The sequence below is a fragment of the Rhodococcus sp. YH3-3 genome (assembly GCF_001653035.1).
Lineage (GTDB): Bacteria > Actinomycetota > Actinomycetes > Mycobacteriales > Mycobacteriaceae > Rhodococcus_F > Rhodococcus_F qingshengii.
This window is the reverse complement of record NZ_BCWH01000003.1, coordinates 1,201,415-1,216,794: the sequence shown is the minus strand read 5'-3', so window position 1 is coordinate 1,216,794 and position 15,380 is coordinate 1,201,415. Positions and strand designations below refer to the sequence as shown.

Sequence of the window (15,380 nt, the reverse complement as noted above, 5' to 3'; positions counted from 1 at the left end):
CGACAATCCGCAGCAGATCGACAACGCAACCGAGCCTGACGCGACCGTTGCAGACGTGGTTCACGTCGCCGGGGGACGTCTGCTCCGCACGCAGGGCGTCACCGCACCTGCCGGATTCCGCGGTGCCGGAATTGCTGCCGGTATCAAGAAGAGTGGCAAGTCGGACCTCGCATTGGTGCTCAACGAGGGACCCGATCTGGCCGCTGCCGGCGTCTTCACCCTGAACAAGGTCAAGGCAGCTCCGGTGCTCTGGTCTCAGCAGGTCCTGACGACGGGCAAGCTGCGCGCGGTGGTGCTCAACTCGGGCGGCGCGAACGCCTGCACGGGCGCGGGTGGATTCCAGGATGCACACAAGACTGCCGAGGAAGTTGCTTCGGCACTGAGTAATTGGGGCACCGAGACGGGCGCGATCGAGGTCGCTGTCTGTTCGACCGGACTTATCGGTGACCGCTTGCCCATGGACAAGCTGATCCCCGGTGTCACCGAGGTAGTGCACGAACTGGCCGGCGGAATCTCCGGCGGCACCGACGCGGCATACGCGATCATGACCACCGATACCGTGCCGAAGCAGGCGTCGCTGCACCACGCGAACAAATGGAACGTCGGCGGAATGGCCAAGGGCGCAGGCATGCTCGCGCCTGCGCTGGCCACGATGCTGTGCGTCGTCACGACCGATGCTGTCGCAACGGCCGAGCAGCTCGATATTGCTCTGCGCGCCGCCACCCACCTGAGCTTCGATCGCCTCGACGTCGACGGCGCCACGTCCACCAACGACACAGTGCTCCTGTTGGCCTCCGGCGCCAGCGGTGTCACGCCGACGCAGGACGAACTGAACGCCGCAGTGCTGGCCGTGTGTGATGACCTCGCGGATCAGTTGATGGCAGACGCCGAGGGTGTCACCAAGCGGGTCAAGGTGACGGTTCGCGGCGCGGCGTCCGAGTCCGATGCGTTGATCGGCGCCCGGACCATCGCCCGCGACAGCCTGGTCAAGACAGCGCTTTTCGGTTCCGATCCCAATTGGGGTCGCGTTCTCGCCGCAGTGGGTATCGCTCCCATCGAGCTCGATCCCGATCGAATCAGTGTGTCCTTCAACGGGAGTCCCGTCTGCATCGACGGCGTCGGTGCTCCGGGGGCGCGTGAGGTGGACCTGAGTGGGATCGACATCGAACTCGACATCGATCTGGGAATCGGCAACGAGTCCGTGAGCATTCGCACCACGGACCTCTCGCATGCTTACGTCGAAGAGAACTCGGCGTATTCGTCATGACCGAGACGTATCCCGTGATCAGCGAGCATCAGAAAGCGCATGTCCTTGCCGACGCGCTGCCGTGGCTGCAGCGATTCCGCGACAAGGTGGTCGTGGTCAAGTACGGCGGAAACGCCATGATCGACGAGACGCTCAAAACGGCATTTGCCGCCGACATGGCGTTCCTGCGGACTGTCGGCATCCATCCCGTCGTCGTGCACGGCGGTGGCCCGCAGATCAACGCGATGCTGGCACGCCTTGGCATGAAGGGTGAGTTCCGCGGTGGTTTCCGTGTGACGACGCCCGAGGTGATGGACGTCGTGCGGATGGTGCTTTTCGGTCAGGTCGGCCGTGAACTCGTCGGCTTGATCAACGCGCACGGTCCTTACGCGGTCGGTATCTCCGGTGAAGATGCGCACCTGTTCACCGCTACTCGACGCACTGTTGCGGTCGAGGGGGAGCAGACCGACATCGGGCTGGTCGGGGACGTCACCACCGTGAACCCAGACGCGGTACTCGATCTCATTGCGGCAGGACGTATTCCGGTCGTCTCGACCATCGCACCCGACGCCGACGGTGTCGTCCACAACATCAACGCCGATACCGCTGCTGCAGCACTGGCCGAGGCGATCGGTGCCGAGAAGCTCGTTGTCCTCACCGACGTCGAGGGCCTGTACACCGATTGGCCGGACCGAGCCTCACTGGCCACCGAAATCGACACCGACGCCCTGGCCCAGTTGTTGCCGAGTCTCGACGCCGGCATGGTGCCCAAGATGGAGGCCTGCCTTCGCGCGGTGCGCGGAGGTGTGCCGTCGGCGCACGTGATCGACGGTCGGCTCGAACATTCAGTCCTACTCGAACTTTTCACCGGTGAAGGAATCGGCACGATGGTCGTGCCGGGTTCCTCGGTCGCCGGTCCCCAGCAGGGAGCTATCTCATGAGCACGATCGATCTGCAGCAGCGGTGGTCCGCTTCGCTGATGAACAATTACGGCGTACCCCGGGTTGCTCTCGTCCGCGGTGACGGCGCCGTACTCACCGACGCCGACGGCAAGCAGTACGTCGACTTCCTGGCAGGAATCGCCGTCAACATCCTCGGACACGGACATCCGGCCGTCGTCGAAGCCGTCACTACTCAGTTGTCGACACTCGGCCATGTTTCCAACCTGTACGCCAGCGAGCCGGTCGTCGAGTTGGCGGAGCAGTTGCTCGCTCATCTCGGCAACGTCACCGGGCGCGCGTTCTTCTGCAACTCCGGTACCGAGGCGAACGAGGCTGCCTTCAAGCTCGCTCGCGCCACCGGCCGGAAGAAGATCATCGCAGCCGAAGGCTCCTTCCACGGTCGCACGATGGGGGCACTCGCTCTGACGGGTCAGCCGGCCAAGCGGGCGCCGTTCGAACCGATGCCCGCCGGTGTCGAGTTCGTGCCGTACGGCGACGTCGAGGCACTCGAGCAGGCCGTCGATTCCGACACCGCCGCTGTGTTCCTCGAACCGATCATGGGTGAGGGCGGCGTCGTGGTGCCACCCGAGGGATACCTCGTCGAGGCTCGGCGGATCACCGCCGAGCGCGGTGCACTTCTCGTGCTCGACGAAGTGCAGACCGGCATCGGCCGGACCGGCTGGTTCTACGCCCATCAGGCAGTCGGCATCGTTCCGGACGTCATCACTCTTGCGAAGGGACTCGGTGGCGGAATGCCGATCGGCGCCTGCATCGCGACCGGGGCAACGGCCGAGTTGTTCGGACCGGGTAAGCACGGTACGACGTTCGGTGGCAATCCGGTGTGTGCTGCGGCGGCACTTGCCGTGCTGAAAACCATTGCAGCGGAAGACCTGATCTCACGCGCCGACAGCTTGGGTAAGTCGATCTCGGCGGGCATCGAAGATCTGGGCCATCCGTTGGTCGACTACGTACGGGGATCAGGACTGTTGCTGGGTGTCGTGCTGACCGAGGACGTCGCGCCGGCGGTGGAAAACGCAGCGCGCGAAGCCGGGTACCTTGTGAATGCAGCGCAACCCGGAGTGATCCGGTTGGCGCCGCCGCTCATCCTCACGGACGAGCAGGCCGAAACCTTCGTGGCAGCACTACCTGCCATCTTCGACAGTGCACTATCGGCTGACCAGCCGGGGGAGAAGTGACTACCGTGGTGAAACACTTTCTCAGGGACGACGATCTGACTCCTGCGCAGCAGGCCGAAGTTCTGGAACTCGCTGCGATTCTCAAGAAGGACCCGTTCGCTCGGCGTCCGCTCGAGGGTCCCCGCGGAGTCGGTGTCATCTTCGAGAAGAACTCGACGCGTACACGTTTCTCGTTCGAGATGGGCATCGCACAGATGGGCGGTCACGCTGTCGTCGTCGACGGGCGCAGCACTCAACTCGGTCGTGAAGAGACCTTGGCGGACACCGGACGCGTTCTCTCCCGCTACGTCGACGCCGTCGTGTGGCGCACGTTCGGCCAGAAGCGCCTGGAGCAAATGGCTACGGGCGCAACGATTCCCATCGTCAATGCATTGTCCGACGAATTTCATCCCTGTCAGGTTCTGGCCGATCTGCAAACGCTGATCGAACAGAAGGGTGAGCTCAAGGGGCTGAAGCTGACCTACCTGGGCGACGGCGCCAACAACATGGCTCACTCGCTGATGCTCGGCGGAGTGACCGCAGGCATCGACGTCACCATCGCAAGCCCCGCCGGCTTCGAACCGGCGGACTGGGTCGTGGCAGCAGCACGCAAACGCGCCGAGGAAACCGGCGCGACCATCACCCTGACGCAGGACCCACAGGCCGGCGTCGTCGGTGCCGACGCGTTGGTCACCGATACCTGGACCTCGATGGGTCAGGAGAACGACGGACTCGATCGGGTCGGACCTTTCCGTCCGTTCCAGATCAACAAGGAGCTGCTCGCAAAGGCAGATCCGAAGGCCGTCGTCCTGCACTGCCTGCCCGCGCATCGCGGCGAAGAAGTCACCGACGAGGTTCTCGACGGGCCGCAGAGTGTTGTCTGGGACGAGGCGGAGAACCGTCTGCACGCCCAGAAGGCATTGCTCGTGTGGCTGCTGGAACAGCGAACCCAACTGGACCCGGCGTGAGCGTCGCTCCCACTCGGGCTGGTCGCCAGTCGCGCATCATCGCGCTTCTGGCGGCTCACCCTGTCCGAAGTCAGACGGAGCTGGCGGCCTTGCTCGGTGCCGAGGGCATCGAAGCAACGCAGGCGACGCTCTCGCGTGACCTCGAAGAGCTGGGAGCGGTGAAACTGCGTGCCGCCGACGGCGGCGCCGGTGTTTACGTGGTGCCGGAGGACGGGAACCCGGTACGCGGTGTGGCCGGCGGCACCGACCGCCTCTCACGGCTGTTGGGTGAGTTGTTGGTCTCCACCGATTTCAGCGGCAACATGGCGATCCTCCGGACACCGCCGGGAGCCGCGCACTACCTCGCGAGCGCACTGGATCGGTCCTCGATGCCGGACATCGTGGGCACGATCGCCGGAGATGACACCATCTTCGTAGTGGCCCGGGAACCGCTTTCCGGAGCGGAACTCGCGGCCATGATCGAATCGCTCGCCTGACCCCTTATTCTTTGATAGAGATTTTCAACCGAAGGAGCACAAAAACCATGGCCGATCGCGTCGTACTCGCCTACTCGGGCGGGCTGGACACTTCTGTTGCCATCAGTTGGATCGGTAAGGAGACGGGCGCTGAAGTTGTCGCCGTCGCCATCGATCTGGGGCAGGGTGGCGAGGACATGGAGGTCGTGCGTCAGCGCGCGATCGACTGCGGCGCAGTCGAATCCGTTGTCGTCGACGCCCGCGACGAGTTCGCGGACGAATACTGCCTGCCGACCATCGCGGCCAACGCCCTGTACATGGACCGCTACCCGCTCGTCTCGGCCATCAGCCGTCCGCTGATCGTCAAGCACATCGTCGAAGCTGCACGCTCGCACGGCGGCACCATCGTCTCGCACGGTTGCACCGGTAAGGGCAACGACCAGGTTCGCTTCGAGGTCGGATTCGGCGCCCTCGCACCCGACCTGCAGGTCATCGCACCGGTCCGCGACTACGCCTGGACCCGCGAGAAGGCCATCGCCTTCGCCGAAGAGAACAACATCCCGATCAACGTCTCCAAGAAGTCGCCGTTCTCGATCGACCAGAACGTCTGGGGCCGCGCCGTCGAGACCGGATTCCTCGAGGATCTGTGGAACGCGCCGACGAAGGACGTCTACGACTACACCCAGGACCCGACGGTCAACTGGAACGCACCCGACGAGCTCATCATCAGCTTCGACAAGGGCCGCCCGGTCGCCATCGACGGCCGCCCGGTGTCGGTTCTCGAAGCCATTCAGGAACTGAACAAGCGCGCAGGCGCTCAGGGCGTCGGCCGTCTCGACGTCGTCGAGGACCGTCTCGTGGGCATCAAGAGCCGTGAGATCTACGAAGCTCCCGGCGCCATGGTTCTCATCACCGCGCACCAGGAACTCGAACACGTCACCCTCGAACGCGAACTCGGTCGCTACAAGCGTCAGATGGAGCAGCGTTGGTCCGAGCTGGTCTACGACGGCCTCTGGTTCTCGCCCCTCAAGGACGCACTGGACACGTTCGTCAACAAGACGCAGGAACGCGTCACCGGCGACATTCGTCTCTTCCTGCACGGTGGAGCCATCACCGTCAACGGTCGTCGTAGCCCGGAGTCGCTCTACGACTTCAACCTCGCGACGTACGACGAGGGCGACAGCTTCGACCAGTCCGCATCGAAGGGCTTCGTCGAGATCCACGGTCTGTCGTCGAAGGTCGCCGCGAAGCGCGATCTGGGACTCTGAGCCATGACGGCTCACGGTGACGGAGACGCTCAAAAACACGGCACCAACGAAGGTGCGCTGTGGGGCGGGCGGTTCGAGTCCGGACCGGCCGCTGCCATGGCGGCGCTGAGCAAGTCGACTCACTTCGACTGGGTCCTCGCTCCGTACGACGTGCGGGCGTCGCAGGCGCATGCGCGTGTGCTGAACAAGGCAGGCCTGCTCAGTGAAGCCGACCTCGTGACAATGCTCGACGGTCTCGACCGCCTGGCGGCAGATGTTGCCAGTGGCGCCTTCGGGCCCAGCGAGTCGGACGAGGACGTACACGGCGCACTCGAGCGTGGTCTGATCGAGCGTGTCGGGCCTGAGGTCGGTGGGCGCCTGCGTGCTGGACGTTCGCGAAACGACCAGGTGGCCACGCTGTTCCGCATGTGGCTTCGCGATGCAGTCCGCCGCATCTCCACCGGAGTTCTCGACGTGGTCGACGCATTGGCGACTCAGGCCGGGGCGCATCCGGATGCCGTGATGCCGGGCAAGACGCACCTGCAGGCGGCTCAGCCGGTCCTGTTGGCGCATCACCTGCTCGCTCACGCACATCCACTGTTGCGGGACGTGCAGCGCCTTCGCGACTTCGACGTGCGAGCTGCGGTGTCCCCGTACGGTTCCGGTGCACTGGCCGGTTCCTCACTCGGACTCGATCCCGAAGCGATTGCGGCGGAACTGAAGTTCGACAGCTCGGCCGAGAACTCGATCGACGCAACGGCTTCGCGTGATTTCGCAGCCGAGGCAGCGTTCGTGCTCGCAATGATCGGTGTCGATCTCTCCCGTATGGCGGAAGAGATCATCATCTGGAGCACACCGGAGTTCGGCTACATCACGCTTGCCGACGCGTGGTCGACGGGATCGTCGATCATGCCGCAGAAGAAGAATCCGGATGTCTCGGAACTGACGCGCGGTAAGTCGGGTCGTTTGATCGGCAACCTGACCGGATTGTTGGCGACGCTCAAGGCTCAGCCGCTGGCGTACAACCGCGATCTGCAAGAGGACAAGGAACCGGTTTTCGACTCGGTTGCGCAGCTCGAGATGCTGCTCCCGGCCATCACCGGTCTGGTGCAGACGCTCGAGTTCCACACCGAGCGCATGGCGGAACTAGCTCCGGCAGGGTTCACGTTGGCCACCGACATCGCGGAGTGGATGGTGCGTCAGGGCGTGCCGTTCCGGGTTGCCCACGAGGCTGCCGGAGCGTGCGTGCGTGTCGCCGAAGCACGAGGGGTCGGACTCGAAGATCTCACCGACGAGGAGCTGGCCGGCGTCGACAGCGCGCTGACACCCGCTGTTCGTGAGGTGCTGACAGTCGAGGGTTCCATTGCTTCGCGCAACGCGCGAGGCGGCACTGCGGGGGTGCGGGTTGCCGAGCAGCTGGACGGAGTCAAAGCAGTGGCGCAGTCACTGCGGGAATGGACCCTGTGACCTCGCGGTCACGAGTGTTGTCGCTCTCTTTTCGGCAGTAGTCCTTCGGTCGTACGCGGTCAGGTAGCAGAATTTGCTCCCTGACCGCGTACGCGTATTCATCGTCAGTAGGCTTGTCGCGCGCGGGAAAAATGAGACTGACGTCACATGGTGAGTAACTTGGGAGTGAAATGGTGGGATTGAATTCCAAGTCTGTGCTGGGCCCGATTCGTCGGGTGGTTGCGACAGCACAAAACGGCCTCGAGGTCGTCCGGTTGGGTGGGCTGGAAACGGATGCGACCACGTCGCCGTTCGAGATCGTCGAACGCGCAGCGATGTATCGGCTACGGCGCTACTTCCCGGACAGTGACCCGGAAACCGTCGGCGCACCGATCTTGCTGATCCCGCCGATGATGATGTCGGCGAACGTGTACGACGTGACCCGTGACCAGGGCGCTGTGGGAATTCTGCACGAGATGGGCCTTGATCCCTGGGTCGTCGATTTCGGTTCGCCCGACTCCGAAGAGGGCGGTTGGGATCGTAACCTCGCCGATCACATCATCGCTCTCAGCGACATCGTCGATCACATCCACCGTCACACCGGAAAAGATGTTCACATCTCCGGTTATTCGCAGGGTGGCATGTTCGCCTATCAGGCTGCCGCGTATCGGCGTAGTCGAAACATCGCCAGCGTCATCACCTTCGGCAGTCCGGTCGACACACTCGCCGCGCTACCCTTCGGCATCCCGGCGGGATTGGCAACCAAGGGTGCAGATTTCCTCGCCGATCACGTCTTCAATCGCCTGGCGGTCACCGGGTGGATGGCCCGTACCGGGTTCCAGTTGCTCGATCCCGTGAAGACGCTGAAGATGCGCGTCGACTTTCTGCTTCAACTGCACGACCGGGAGGCGTTGCTTCCGCGGGAGCAGCAACGACGCTTCCTCGCGACCGAGGGTTGGGTCGCGTGGTCGGGGCCCGCGGTAGCCGAACTGCTCAAGCAGTTCATCGTGCACAACCGAATGATGACCGGTGGGTTCGTCATCAAGGATCAATTGGTCTCGCTCGCCGAGATCACCTGCCCCATCCTGGCATTCGTCGGCGAGGTCGACGACATCGGCCAGCCGCAAGCGGTTCGAGGCATCAGTCAAGCCGCTCCGCGGGCGAAGGTCTACGAATCTACCTTGCGTGCAGGCCATTTCGGTTTGGTTGTCGGTTCCACTGCGGCCAATCACACCTGGCCGACCACCGGTGAATTCGTACAGTGGACCGAGACGGGTGGACCCCTCCCGGACCGTATCGCGAACATGGTCTACGGCGCCGACCTCGAAGACCAGACCGGTGTGTCGATCAGCAATCGGATCATCCACACCGTCGCCTCGGTCGCTGAAGTAGGTGCAGGAGTCACCAAGGGAATCAGTGACCTTGCCGCCGGTGCGTTGCGCGGCACTTTCGAATTGTCGGGAGAAGCGGCACGAGCGTTGCCACGTCTGGCTCGACTCAACCAGATTCAGCCGCACACCAAGATCTCGCTGAGCCAGTTGCTGGCGGAGCAGCGTCGAAAGGCGCCGAACGGCGAGTGCTTCCTCTTCGACAATCGCGTGCACACCTATGAAGCGGTCAACGCGCGTATCGACAATGTCGTGCGTGGATTGATCTCCGTGGGAGTGCGTCCGGCAGCGCATGTCGGTGTCCTGATGGAGACCCGCCCCAGCGCACTCGCGGCCATCGCGGCCCTGTCGCGACTTGGTGCCGTCGCGGTCATGCTTCCGCCAGGCTCCGACATAACGGCGGCGGTCAAGCTGGGGTCGGTCGATCGGATCATCACCGATCCGGAAAACGTCGATGCTGCAGTGGTTACCGGTCGGCCGGTACTGGTGCTCGGCGGCGGCGATGCCCGTGGCCTCGAGGTGGATCCGTCACACGACGTGATCGATCTCGAACAAATCGATCCGACGAAGGTCAATCTGCCCGGGTGGTACCGACCGGATCCCGGTGTCGCCCGCGAACTCGCCTTCATCATCTTTGCGGAATCCGGCGGTGTGCTCGAGGCCAAGCAGATCACCAACTACCGGTGGGCACTGTCGGCCTTCGGCACGGCCACGGCGGCAGATCTCGATCGCGGTGACACCGTGTACTGCCTTGCACCACTCCATCATTCGTCGAGTCTGCTCGCGACCATCGGTGGTGCCATGGCCGGTGGCTCACGCATTGCGCTCTCACGTGGACTGAACCCCGCGAGGTTCGTCGAGGAAATCCACCGCTACGGCGTGACGGTCGTGAGTTACACGTGGTCGATGATGCGCGAGATACTCGACGAGGATCTTCTTCTCATCGACGGTAGTCATCCGGTCCGCCTGTTCATCGGTTCGGGCATGCCCCATGGTCTGTGGAAGCGGACAACGGAGGCGTTCGACCCCGCGCAGGTACTCGAGTTCTATGCGTCGACCGAAGGCGACGTGATTCTTGCCAATGTTGCAGGCTCCAAAGTTGGTTCCAAGGGGCGCCCACTGCCGGGTAGTGCGCAGGTGCGGTTGGCGGCATACGACCCGCTGAGTGGTCGGCTCCTCGAGAACGGAAACGGATTTGTCCGTGAGTGCGCCGAAGACGAGGTCGGATTGCTGCTCGGGCGCGCGGGATTCACCGCCGATCTCTCGGGCGGAGCCATGCGAGGTCTCTTCCAAGCCGGCGATTCGTGGATTCCCACCGAAAATCTCTTCCGCCGGGACGCCGACGGCGACTACTGGCTGATCGACCACAAGAACACGGTCATTTCCACGCTCCGCGGTCCCGTGTTCACCCAGCCGATCGTCGACGCGTTGTCGAGTGTGGCGCGGGTGGATCTTGCCGTCGCATACGGAGTCGGTGACGCGCCGCATCAGCTGGCGGTCGCTGCCGTGACATGGCGTCCGGGACGGCAGTTCCGTTCTGCCGAGCTTGCAGAGGCCCTCTCGCGCATCGCTTTCGACGCTCGTCCGGATATCGTGCACGTGGTTGACGAGATCCCGGTGGGTTCGTCGTACCGTCCGAGCTCCACTGCTTTGGCTGCGGCCGGATTGCCGGCGCCGGGGCCACGGACCTGGTTCCTCGATTCCGAGTCGCAGTCGTACAAGCGGCTGACCAAGGCAATTGCCGCGCAGTTGATGCCGACGAGGGTGAGCACCGGAGCACGGTAGCCTGAGGACATTCTGTTTGATCGGTTCGAGAGGACTCACGTGGCTATTGATTCGACGTTGCTCAGCATTTTGGCCTGCCCCCAGGACAAAGGCCCGCTGTTGCTGGTCGGGGACGAGTTGCTCTACAACCCGCGCCTGCGGCGTGCCTACCCGATCGAGAACGGCATTCCCGTTCTGTTGATCGACGAGGCACGCGATGTGGCGGACGACGAGCACGAGAAGTTGCTCGCGCGGGCTGAAGGCTAGATCGGTAATTCACCGGTCAGGTACCGCTGGAGGTTCGGAGCCACCAGCGGTACCAAAGCGTCAAAGCTCAATGATGCGAGTGGTTCGAGTCCGAGCACATATCGCGTGACAAGCAGTCCGGCCATCTGAGAGGCCACCAATTCCGCTCTGATCAAGCCGGTACCAGGTGGTGTGTCCACCCGCGGAATGATGTCGCGCAATACGACATCGAGCAGAAAGCTCTGGATCAGCTGCGATCCGTCGCCGGAAATGGCTGATCGAAAAGCCGCCAGAATCGCCGGCTGATGTTCCGAATCCCATAGCCCGATCACCGCCCGGAGAAGGCTTTCGCCGAGGTTTTCGGTCGGGGAGGTGTGAACCGGTCCCAGTACCTTTGCTGGATCGATCGGTAGCGCGATCGCAGCGGTGAACAACTGCTCCTTGCTCCCGAAATGGTGATGAATCATAGCCGGATCGACGTCAGCGGCCGCAGCTATCGATCGAACGGTTGTTCGTCGAAAACCGTTCTGGGAGAACGCCCGTCGCGCCGAATCGAGGATCTGCGCGCGAGTCTCCGACTTGCCCGGTCGTCGCCCCGAACGAATCGGTGCAGGACTCGTGTCCTTGTCGGTCATGGAGTGCGGCGATCGAGTGTGGCCGCGGCCAGCGAGAGTGCGGCGGCGGCGAAGCCCGCCATGACGGCGAGATCACGCCACATCTGACCCGTCGCGTCGGCATGCATCGACACTTGCTGAAGTGCGTCGACGGCGTAGCTCAAGGGGAGGACGTTGCTGATCCATTCGAGCCAGGTCGGCAATTGGTCGCGCGGTACCAGGAGTCCGCAGAGGAAGAGCTGTGGAACCACAACTACCGGCATGAATTGCACCGCTTGGAACTCGGTCTTCGCGAATGCGCTGGCCAACAGGCCTAGCGCAACGCCCAGTATTGCGCCGAGAACTGCAATGACGATGACCCAGGCAAGACTGCCGGCGATGGTGAGTCCGAGGAATCCGAAAGCAACCGCGCACGCGAGAGCTGCTTGAGCGGCGGCGGAGAGCGAAAATGCCGCCCCGTATCCGGCGAGAAGGTCGAGTTTGCCCATCGGTGTGGTGAGCAGGCGTTCGAGGGTTCCTGAACTGCGTTCGCGCTGCATGGCGATGGATGTGACCAGGAACATCACCACAAACGGCAAGATTCCCAACATCGTGATCGCCACTCGTTGGAAGAGCGAAACCTGGCCGGGTGGCGTCGGGACGTCTTGGTAGAGGAAATACAGCAAAATCATCAACAACGACGGGACCAACAAGATCATGGCCACCGTGCGATGGTCCTGGCGGAGCTGAAGCAGAATGCGTACGGTCGTAGCGCCGAAGATCCTGATGCTCATGATATTTCACCTCCGACGGGTGAAGTCCGAATCAGCTCGAGAAAGGCGTCCTCGAGCCGTTCACATCTGGTTTTGGCGCGCAATTCATCGGGTGTGAGTTGAGCGAGGAGGTACCCGTCTCGCATCAGGATCAGCTCAGCGCAGTGGTCGGCCTCATCCATGACGTGGCTCGAGACCAACAGGGTGGTTCCGCTGCGAGCAAGGTCAGCGAATCGTTCCCACAATTCGACGCGAAGCACCGGATCGAGGCCGACGGTCGGTTCGTCGAGGATCAACACATCAGGTGACGCCACCAACGCGCAAGCCAGCGAGACTCGCCCGCGTTGACCACCAGACAGATCGGCGGCGGTCTGGTCGGCGTATCGGCTCAATCCGACGGCGTCGACCGCTGCTGCGACGTCTGCGCCGGATTTTCCGTACAGAGCGCCGAAATACTGAACATTTCGCGTGACCGTCAGGTCGCCGTACACACTGGGGGATTGGGTGACGTACCCGATCCGACGGCGAAGGGCAACGGACCCGGCGCGATCTCCCAGGACTCTGACCTCACCGCTTTCGACGATCTGCGTTCCGACTATCGCGCGCATGAGGGTTGTCTTGCCGCAACCGGAGGGTCCGAGCAGTCCGGTGATCGATCCTGCTGATACCTGCAGGTCAAGCGAGTGAAGAACTTCGTGCTTGCCGCGAATGACTCGTAGTCCGCGGATGTCTATTGCCGGCGTTGTGGTCACGGTTCGCCTCGTTTCAATAATTCATCACTTGTTGAATTATGCGACTCGGCCGACCGATGAGTCAACGGCGTGGGCACAATCGAAGGGTGAGCATCGAGACCTTGGAAAATGTGGAGAACCCGTTGGAAGCGGGCCTGACAATTCTCGGCTCGACCCTGACCGTCGACGACATCTCGCTGAGGATCGTCGAGGTCGAGGCGTACGGAGGGGAGAAGGACGGGCCATGGCCGGATCCGGCAGCACATTCGTATCGGGGGAGAACGCCGCGGAACAGCGTGATGTTCGGGCGGGCGGGGCGTCTCTACGTCTACCGCAGCTATGGAATGCACTTTTGTATGAACATCTCGTACGGCCCGGATGGTGTCGCGGGTGGTGTTCTGCTCCGAGCGGCCGAAATCGAGGCCGGTCACGATGTGGTGTCTGCTCGGAGATCGCCGGACCGGCCGTCTCACCAATGGGCCAGAGGGCCGGGTAATCTCGGTGCTTCTGTCGCAATCACGTTGGCGGACAACGGAACAGACGTGTTCAACCCTGCCTCTCGGATTCGGCTCGAATTGGGGGAGTCGAAGGAATGGGTCAGTGGACCGCGGGTGGGGGTCAGTACCGCGGCGGAGGTTCCGTGGCGCCTGTGGATTCCGGACTCGCGAGCGGTGTCCGCGTATCGCCGAAGCCCGCGAGCGCCGGTCATTTCGTGAAGATGGGATGATCGAGTCCGTGACTGAGAATATTCTCGACGAACTGACCTGGCGCGGGCTGATCGCCCAATCAACCGATCTCGACGCTTTGCGTAAAGATCTCGAGGCCGGACCGGTCACGTTGTATGCGGGCTTCGACCCGACAGGACCGAGCCTGCACGCAGGTCACCTGGTTCCGCTCCTCGCGCTCAAGCGGTTTCAGCGCGCCGGCAACCGCCCGATCGTTCTTGCCGGCGGTGCAACGGGCCTGATCGGAGACCCCCGTGACGTCGGGGAACGGACGATGAACTCCGCCGATACCGTCGCGGACTGGGCAGGTCGCATCCGTGGTCAGCTCGAACGATTCGTGGATTTCGACGATTCGCCGACGAGCGCGGTCATCGAGAACAACATGAACTGGACCGGCAAGATGTCGGCCATCGACTTCCTGCGTGATGTCGGTAAACACTTCTCCGTGAACGTCATGCTTGCGCGTGACACCGTGAAGCGTCGTCTCGAGTCGGACGGGATGTCGTACACCGAGTTCAGCTACATGCTGCTCCAGGCCAACGACTACCTGCACTTGCGACGCGATCTCGGCTGCACTCTGCAGGTCGGCGGGTCCGATCAGTGGGGCAACATCATTGCCGGCGTCGAACTCAACCGTCGTGTCGACGGTGAAAGCGTTCATGCAATGACGGTTCCGCTGGTGACCTCGGCCGATGGCAAAAAGTTCGGAAAGTCGACCGGTGGCGGAAGTTTGTGGCTCGACCCCGAGATGACCAGCCCGTACGCCTGGTACCAGTACTTCGTGAACACTGGCGACGCCGACGTGATCAAGTACCTGCGCTGGTTCACCTTCCTGACTGCGGACGAACTCGCGGAGCTGGAGACTGCAACAGCGGAGCGGCCGCATGCGCGAGAAGCGCAGAAGCGACTTGCCGCGGAGATGACGACCTTGGTTCACGGGGAACACAACACCCGTGCTGTCGAGCTCGCCAGTCAGGCGTTGTTCGGCAAGGCGGAGCTGGCGGAACTCGACGAGTCGACGCTAGCCGCGGCGCTGAAAGAAGCATCGGTCAGCGAATTGGCGCCGGGGGAGCCGCGCACGATCATCGATCTGCTCGTGACGAGCGGCTTGTGCGAGAGCAAGGGGGCCGCTCGACGCGCCGTGAAAGAGGGCGGTGCTTCGGTGAACAACCAGAAGGTGTCGGCCGACGACTGGGAGCCCACCGCATCCGATCTGCTTCACGGCAGCTGGTTGGTCGTCCGGCGCGGAAAGCGCAACTTCGCCGGCGTGAGAATCCTTCCGAACTGACGTGTGTGGGGTCACAGTTGTCTTGCGGGGCTCCTGTGGCCGCTGGTGGCCCGCCTCCGGGCGGGCTACCAGCGGATTTAACCTGTCGAACATCTGCGACCTGCACGTTTGACGCTCAGTTTTCATTCGCGTAACTTTGTCCAAGTCAGAGCGACATGGACACCAACCCCGACCGACAGGCCGGGGAAACGCGGTTGGACGAAGTCGGAGACAATCACGCTCAGCGGGAACTTGCTTCCTTGGAGCGAACAAGCTAAGATTGTAACCCTTGCCCCGGAGCTTTCAACCTGGTTGAAGTGATGGTGTGTGCGTGTTCTTTGAGAACTCAACAGTGTGTCGATGAATGTCAGTGCCAAATTTTTTTTGGTACTTCACATCCGCGAATGATCAACCG

General features: G+C 62.8%; 14 protein-coding genes. 11 read left to right on the top strand and 3 right to left on the bottom strand.

The window, feature by feature from the left end; genetic code table 11:
- The first annotated feature begins 16 nt into the window (after nucleotides 1-16).
- The 9 genes from argJ (at nucleotide 17) to YH3_RS30760 (ending at nucleotide 10,897) form a co-directional block, all read left to right on the top strand.
- Nucleotides 17-1,267 carry a bifunctional glutamate N-acetyltransferase/amino-acid acetyltransferase ArgJ gene (argJ, locus tag YH3_RS30800; RefSeq protein ID WP_064444684.1) on the top strand — a complete coding sequence of 417 codons (1,251 nt, stop codon included), beginning with the start codon at nucleotides 17-19 and terminating at the stop codon, nucleotides 1,265-1,267.
- Nucleotides 1,264-2,187, top strand: coding sequence for an acetylglutamate kinase (gene argB, locus YH3_RS30795; protein ID WP_007736229.1), 924 nt, complete (start codon nucleotides 1,264-1,266; stop codon nucleotides 2,185-2,187). The genes argJ and argB overlap by 4 nt, the downstream gene beginning before the upstream one ends.
- Nucleotides 2,184-3,383, top strand: a complete 1,200-nt coding sequence (locus YH3_RS30790; RefSeq protein WP_007736227.1) for an acetylornithine transaminase — start codon at nucleotides 2,184-2,186, stop codon at nucleotides 3,381-3,383. Before argB ends, YH3_RS30790 begins: the two co-directional genes overlap by 4 nt.
- Nucleotides 3,380-4,330, top strand: a complete 951-nt coding sequence (gene argF, locus YH3_RS30785) for an ornithine carbamoyltransferase (protein ID WP_021334039.1) — start codon at nucleotides 3,380-3,382, stop codon at nucleotides 4,328-4,330. The genes YH3_RS30790 and argF overlap by 4 nt, the downstream gene beginning before the upstream one ends.
- Nucleotides 4,327-4,806 (top strand): arginine repressor, encoded by a 480-nt coding sequence (locus YH3_RS30780; RefSeq protein ID WP_007736224.1) that lies wholly within the window; start codon nucleotides 4,327-4,329, stop codon nucleotides 4,804-4,806. The genes argF and YH3_RS30780 overlap by 4 nt, the downstream gene beginning before the upstream one ends.
- Nucleotides 4,807-4,853: 47 nt before the next feature.
- Entirely contained in the window at nucleotides 4,854-6,053 is a 1,200-nt protein-coding gene (locus YH3_RS30775; protein WP_007736221.1) for an argininosuccinate synthase, read from the top strand.
- Between the two features lie 3 nt (nucleotides 6,054-6,056).
- Nucleotides 6,057-7,499, top strand: a complete 1,443-nt coding sequence (gene argH, locus YH3_RS30770; RefSeq protein WP_003944092.1) for an argininosuccinate lyase — start codon at nucleotides 6,057-6,059, stop codon at nucleotides 7,497-7,499.
- 170 nt (nucleotides 7,500-7,669) lie between these two features.
- Nucleotides 7,670-10,651 (top strand): acyl-CoA synthetase, encoded by a 2,982-nt coding sequence (locus YH3_RS30765; RefSeq protein WP_021334041.1) that lies wholly within the window; start codon nucleotides 7,670-7,672, stop codon nucleotides 10,649-10,651.
- Nucleotides 10,652-10,690: 39 nt separating this feature from the next.
- Nucleotides 10,691-10,897 carry a Trm112 family protein gene (locus YH3_RS30760; protein WP_003944045.1) on the top strand — a complete coding sequence of 69 codons (207 nt, stop codon included), beginning with the start codon at nucleotides 10,691-10,693 and terminating at the stop codon, nucleotides 10,895-10,897.
- Here YH3_RS30760 and YH3_RS30755 read toward each other — a convergent pair.
- From YH3_RS30755 to YH3_RS30745, 3 genes are read right to left on the bottom strand one after another with little or no spacing between them, the layout of a single operon-like run.
- A complete protein-coding gene (locus tag YH3_RS30755) occupies nucleotides 10,894-11,511 on the bottom strand; it encodes a TetR family transcriptional regulator (protein WP_058037511.1) in 618 nt (205 codons plus the stop codon). The genes YH3_RS30760 and YH3_RS30755 overlap by 4 nt on opposite strands.
- On the bottom strand, nucleotides 11,508-12,263 hold the full coding sequence (locus YH3_RS30750) for an ABC transporter permease (protein ID WP_003944033.1): 756 nt from the start codon (nucleotides 12,261-12,263) through the stop codon (nucleotides 11,508-11,510). Before YH3_RS30750 ends, YH3_RS30755 begins: the two co-directional genes overlap by 4 nt.
- On the bottom strand, nucleotides 12,260-12,994 hold the full coding sequence (locus tag YH3_RS30745) for an ABC transporter ATP-binding protein (RefSeq protein ID WP_058037510.1): 735 nt from the start codon (nucleotides 12,992-12,994) through the stop codon (nucleotides 12,260-12,262). Before YH3_RS30745 ends, YH3_RS30750 begins: the two co-directional genes overlap by 4 nt.
- A gap of 86 nt (nucleotides 12,995-13,080) precedes the next feature.
- On the opposite strand from YH3_RS30745, the gene YH3_RS30740 reads away from it, so the two are divergent.
- The gene (locus YH3_RS30740; RefSeq protein ID WP_003944023.1) at nucleotides 13,081-13,689 is read left to right on the top strand and encodes a DNA-3-methyladenine glycosylase; all 609 of its coding nucleotides are present in this window, start codon (nucleotides 13,081-13,083) and stop codon (nucleotides 13,687-13,689) included.
- Nucleotides 13,690-13,708: 19 nt separating this feature from the next.
- Nucleotides 13,709-14,986: a tyrosine--tRNA ligase gene (gene tyrS / locus YH3_RS30735; protein WP_007736194.1), complete on the top strand. Its 1,278-nt coding sequence runs from the start codon at nucleotides 13,709-13,711 to the stop codon at nucleotides 14,984-14,986.
- The last annotated feature ends 394 nt before the right edge of the window (nucleotides 14,987-15,380 follow it).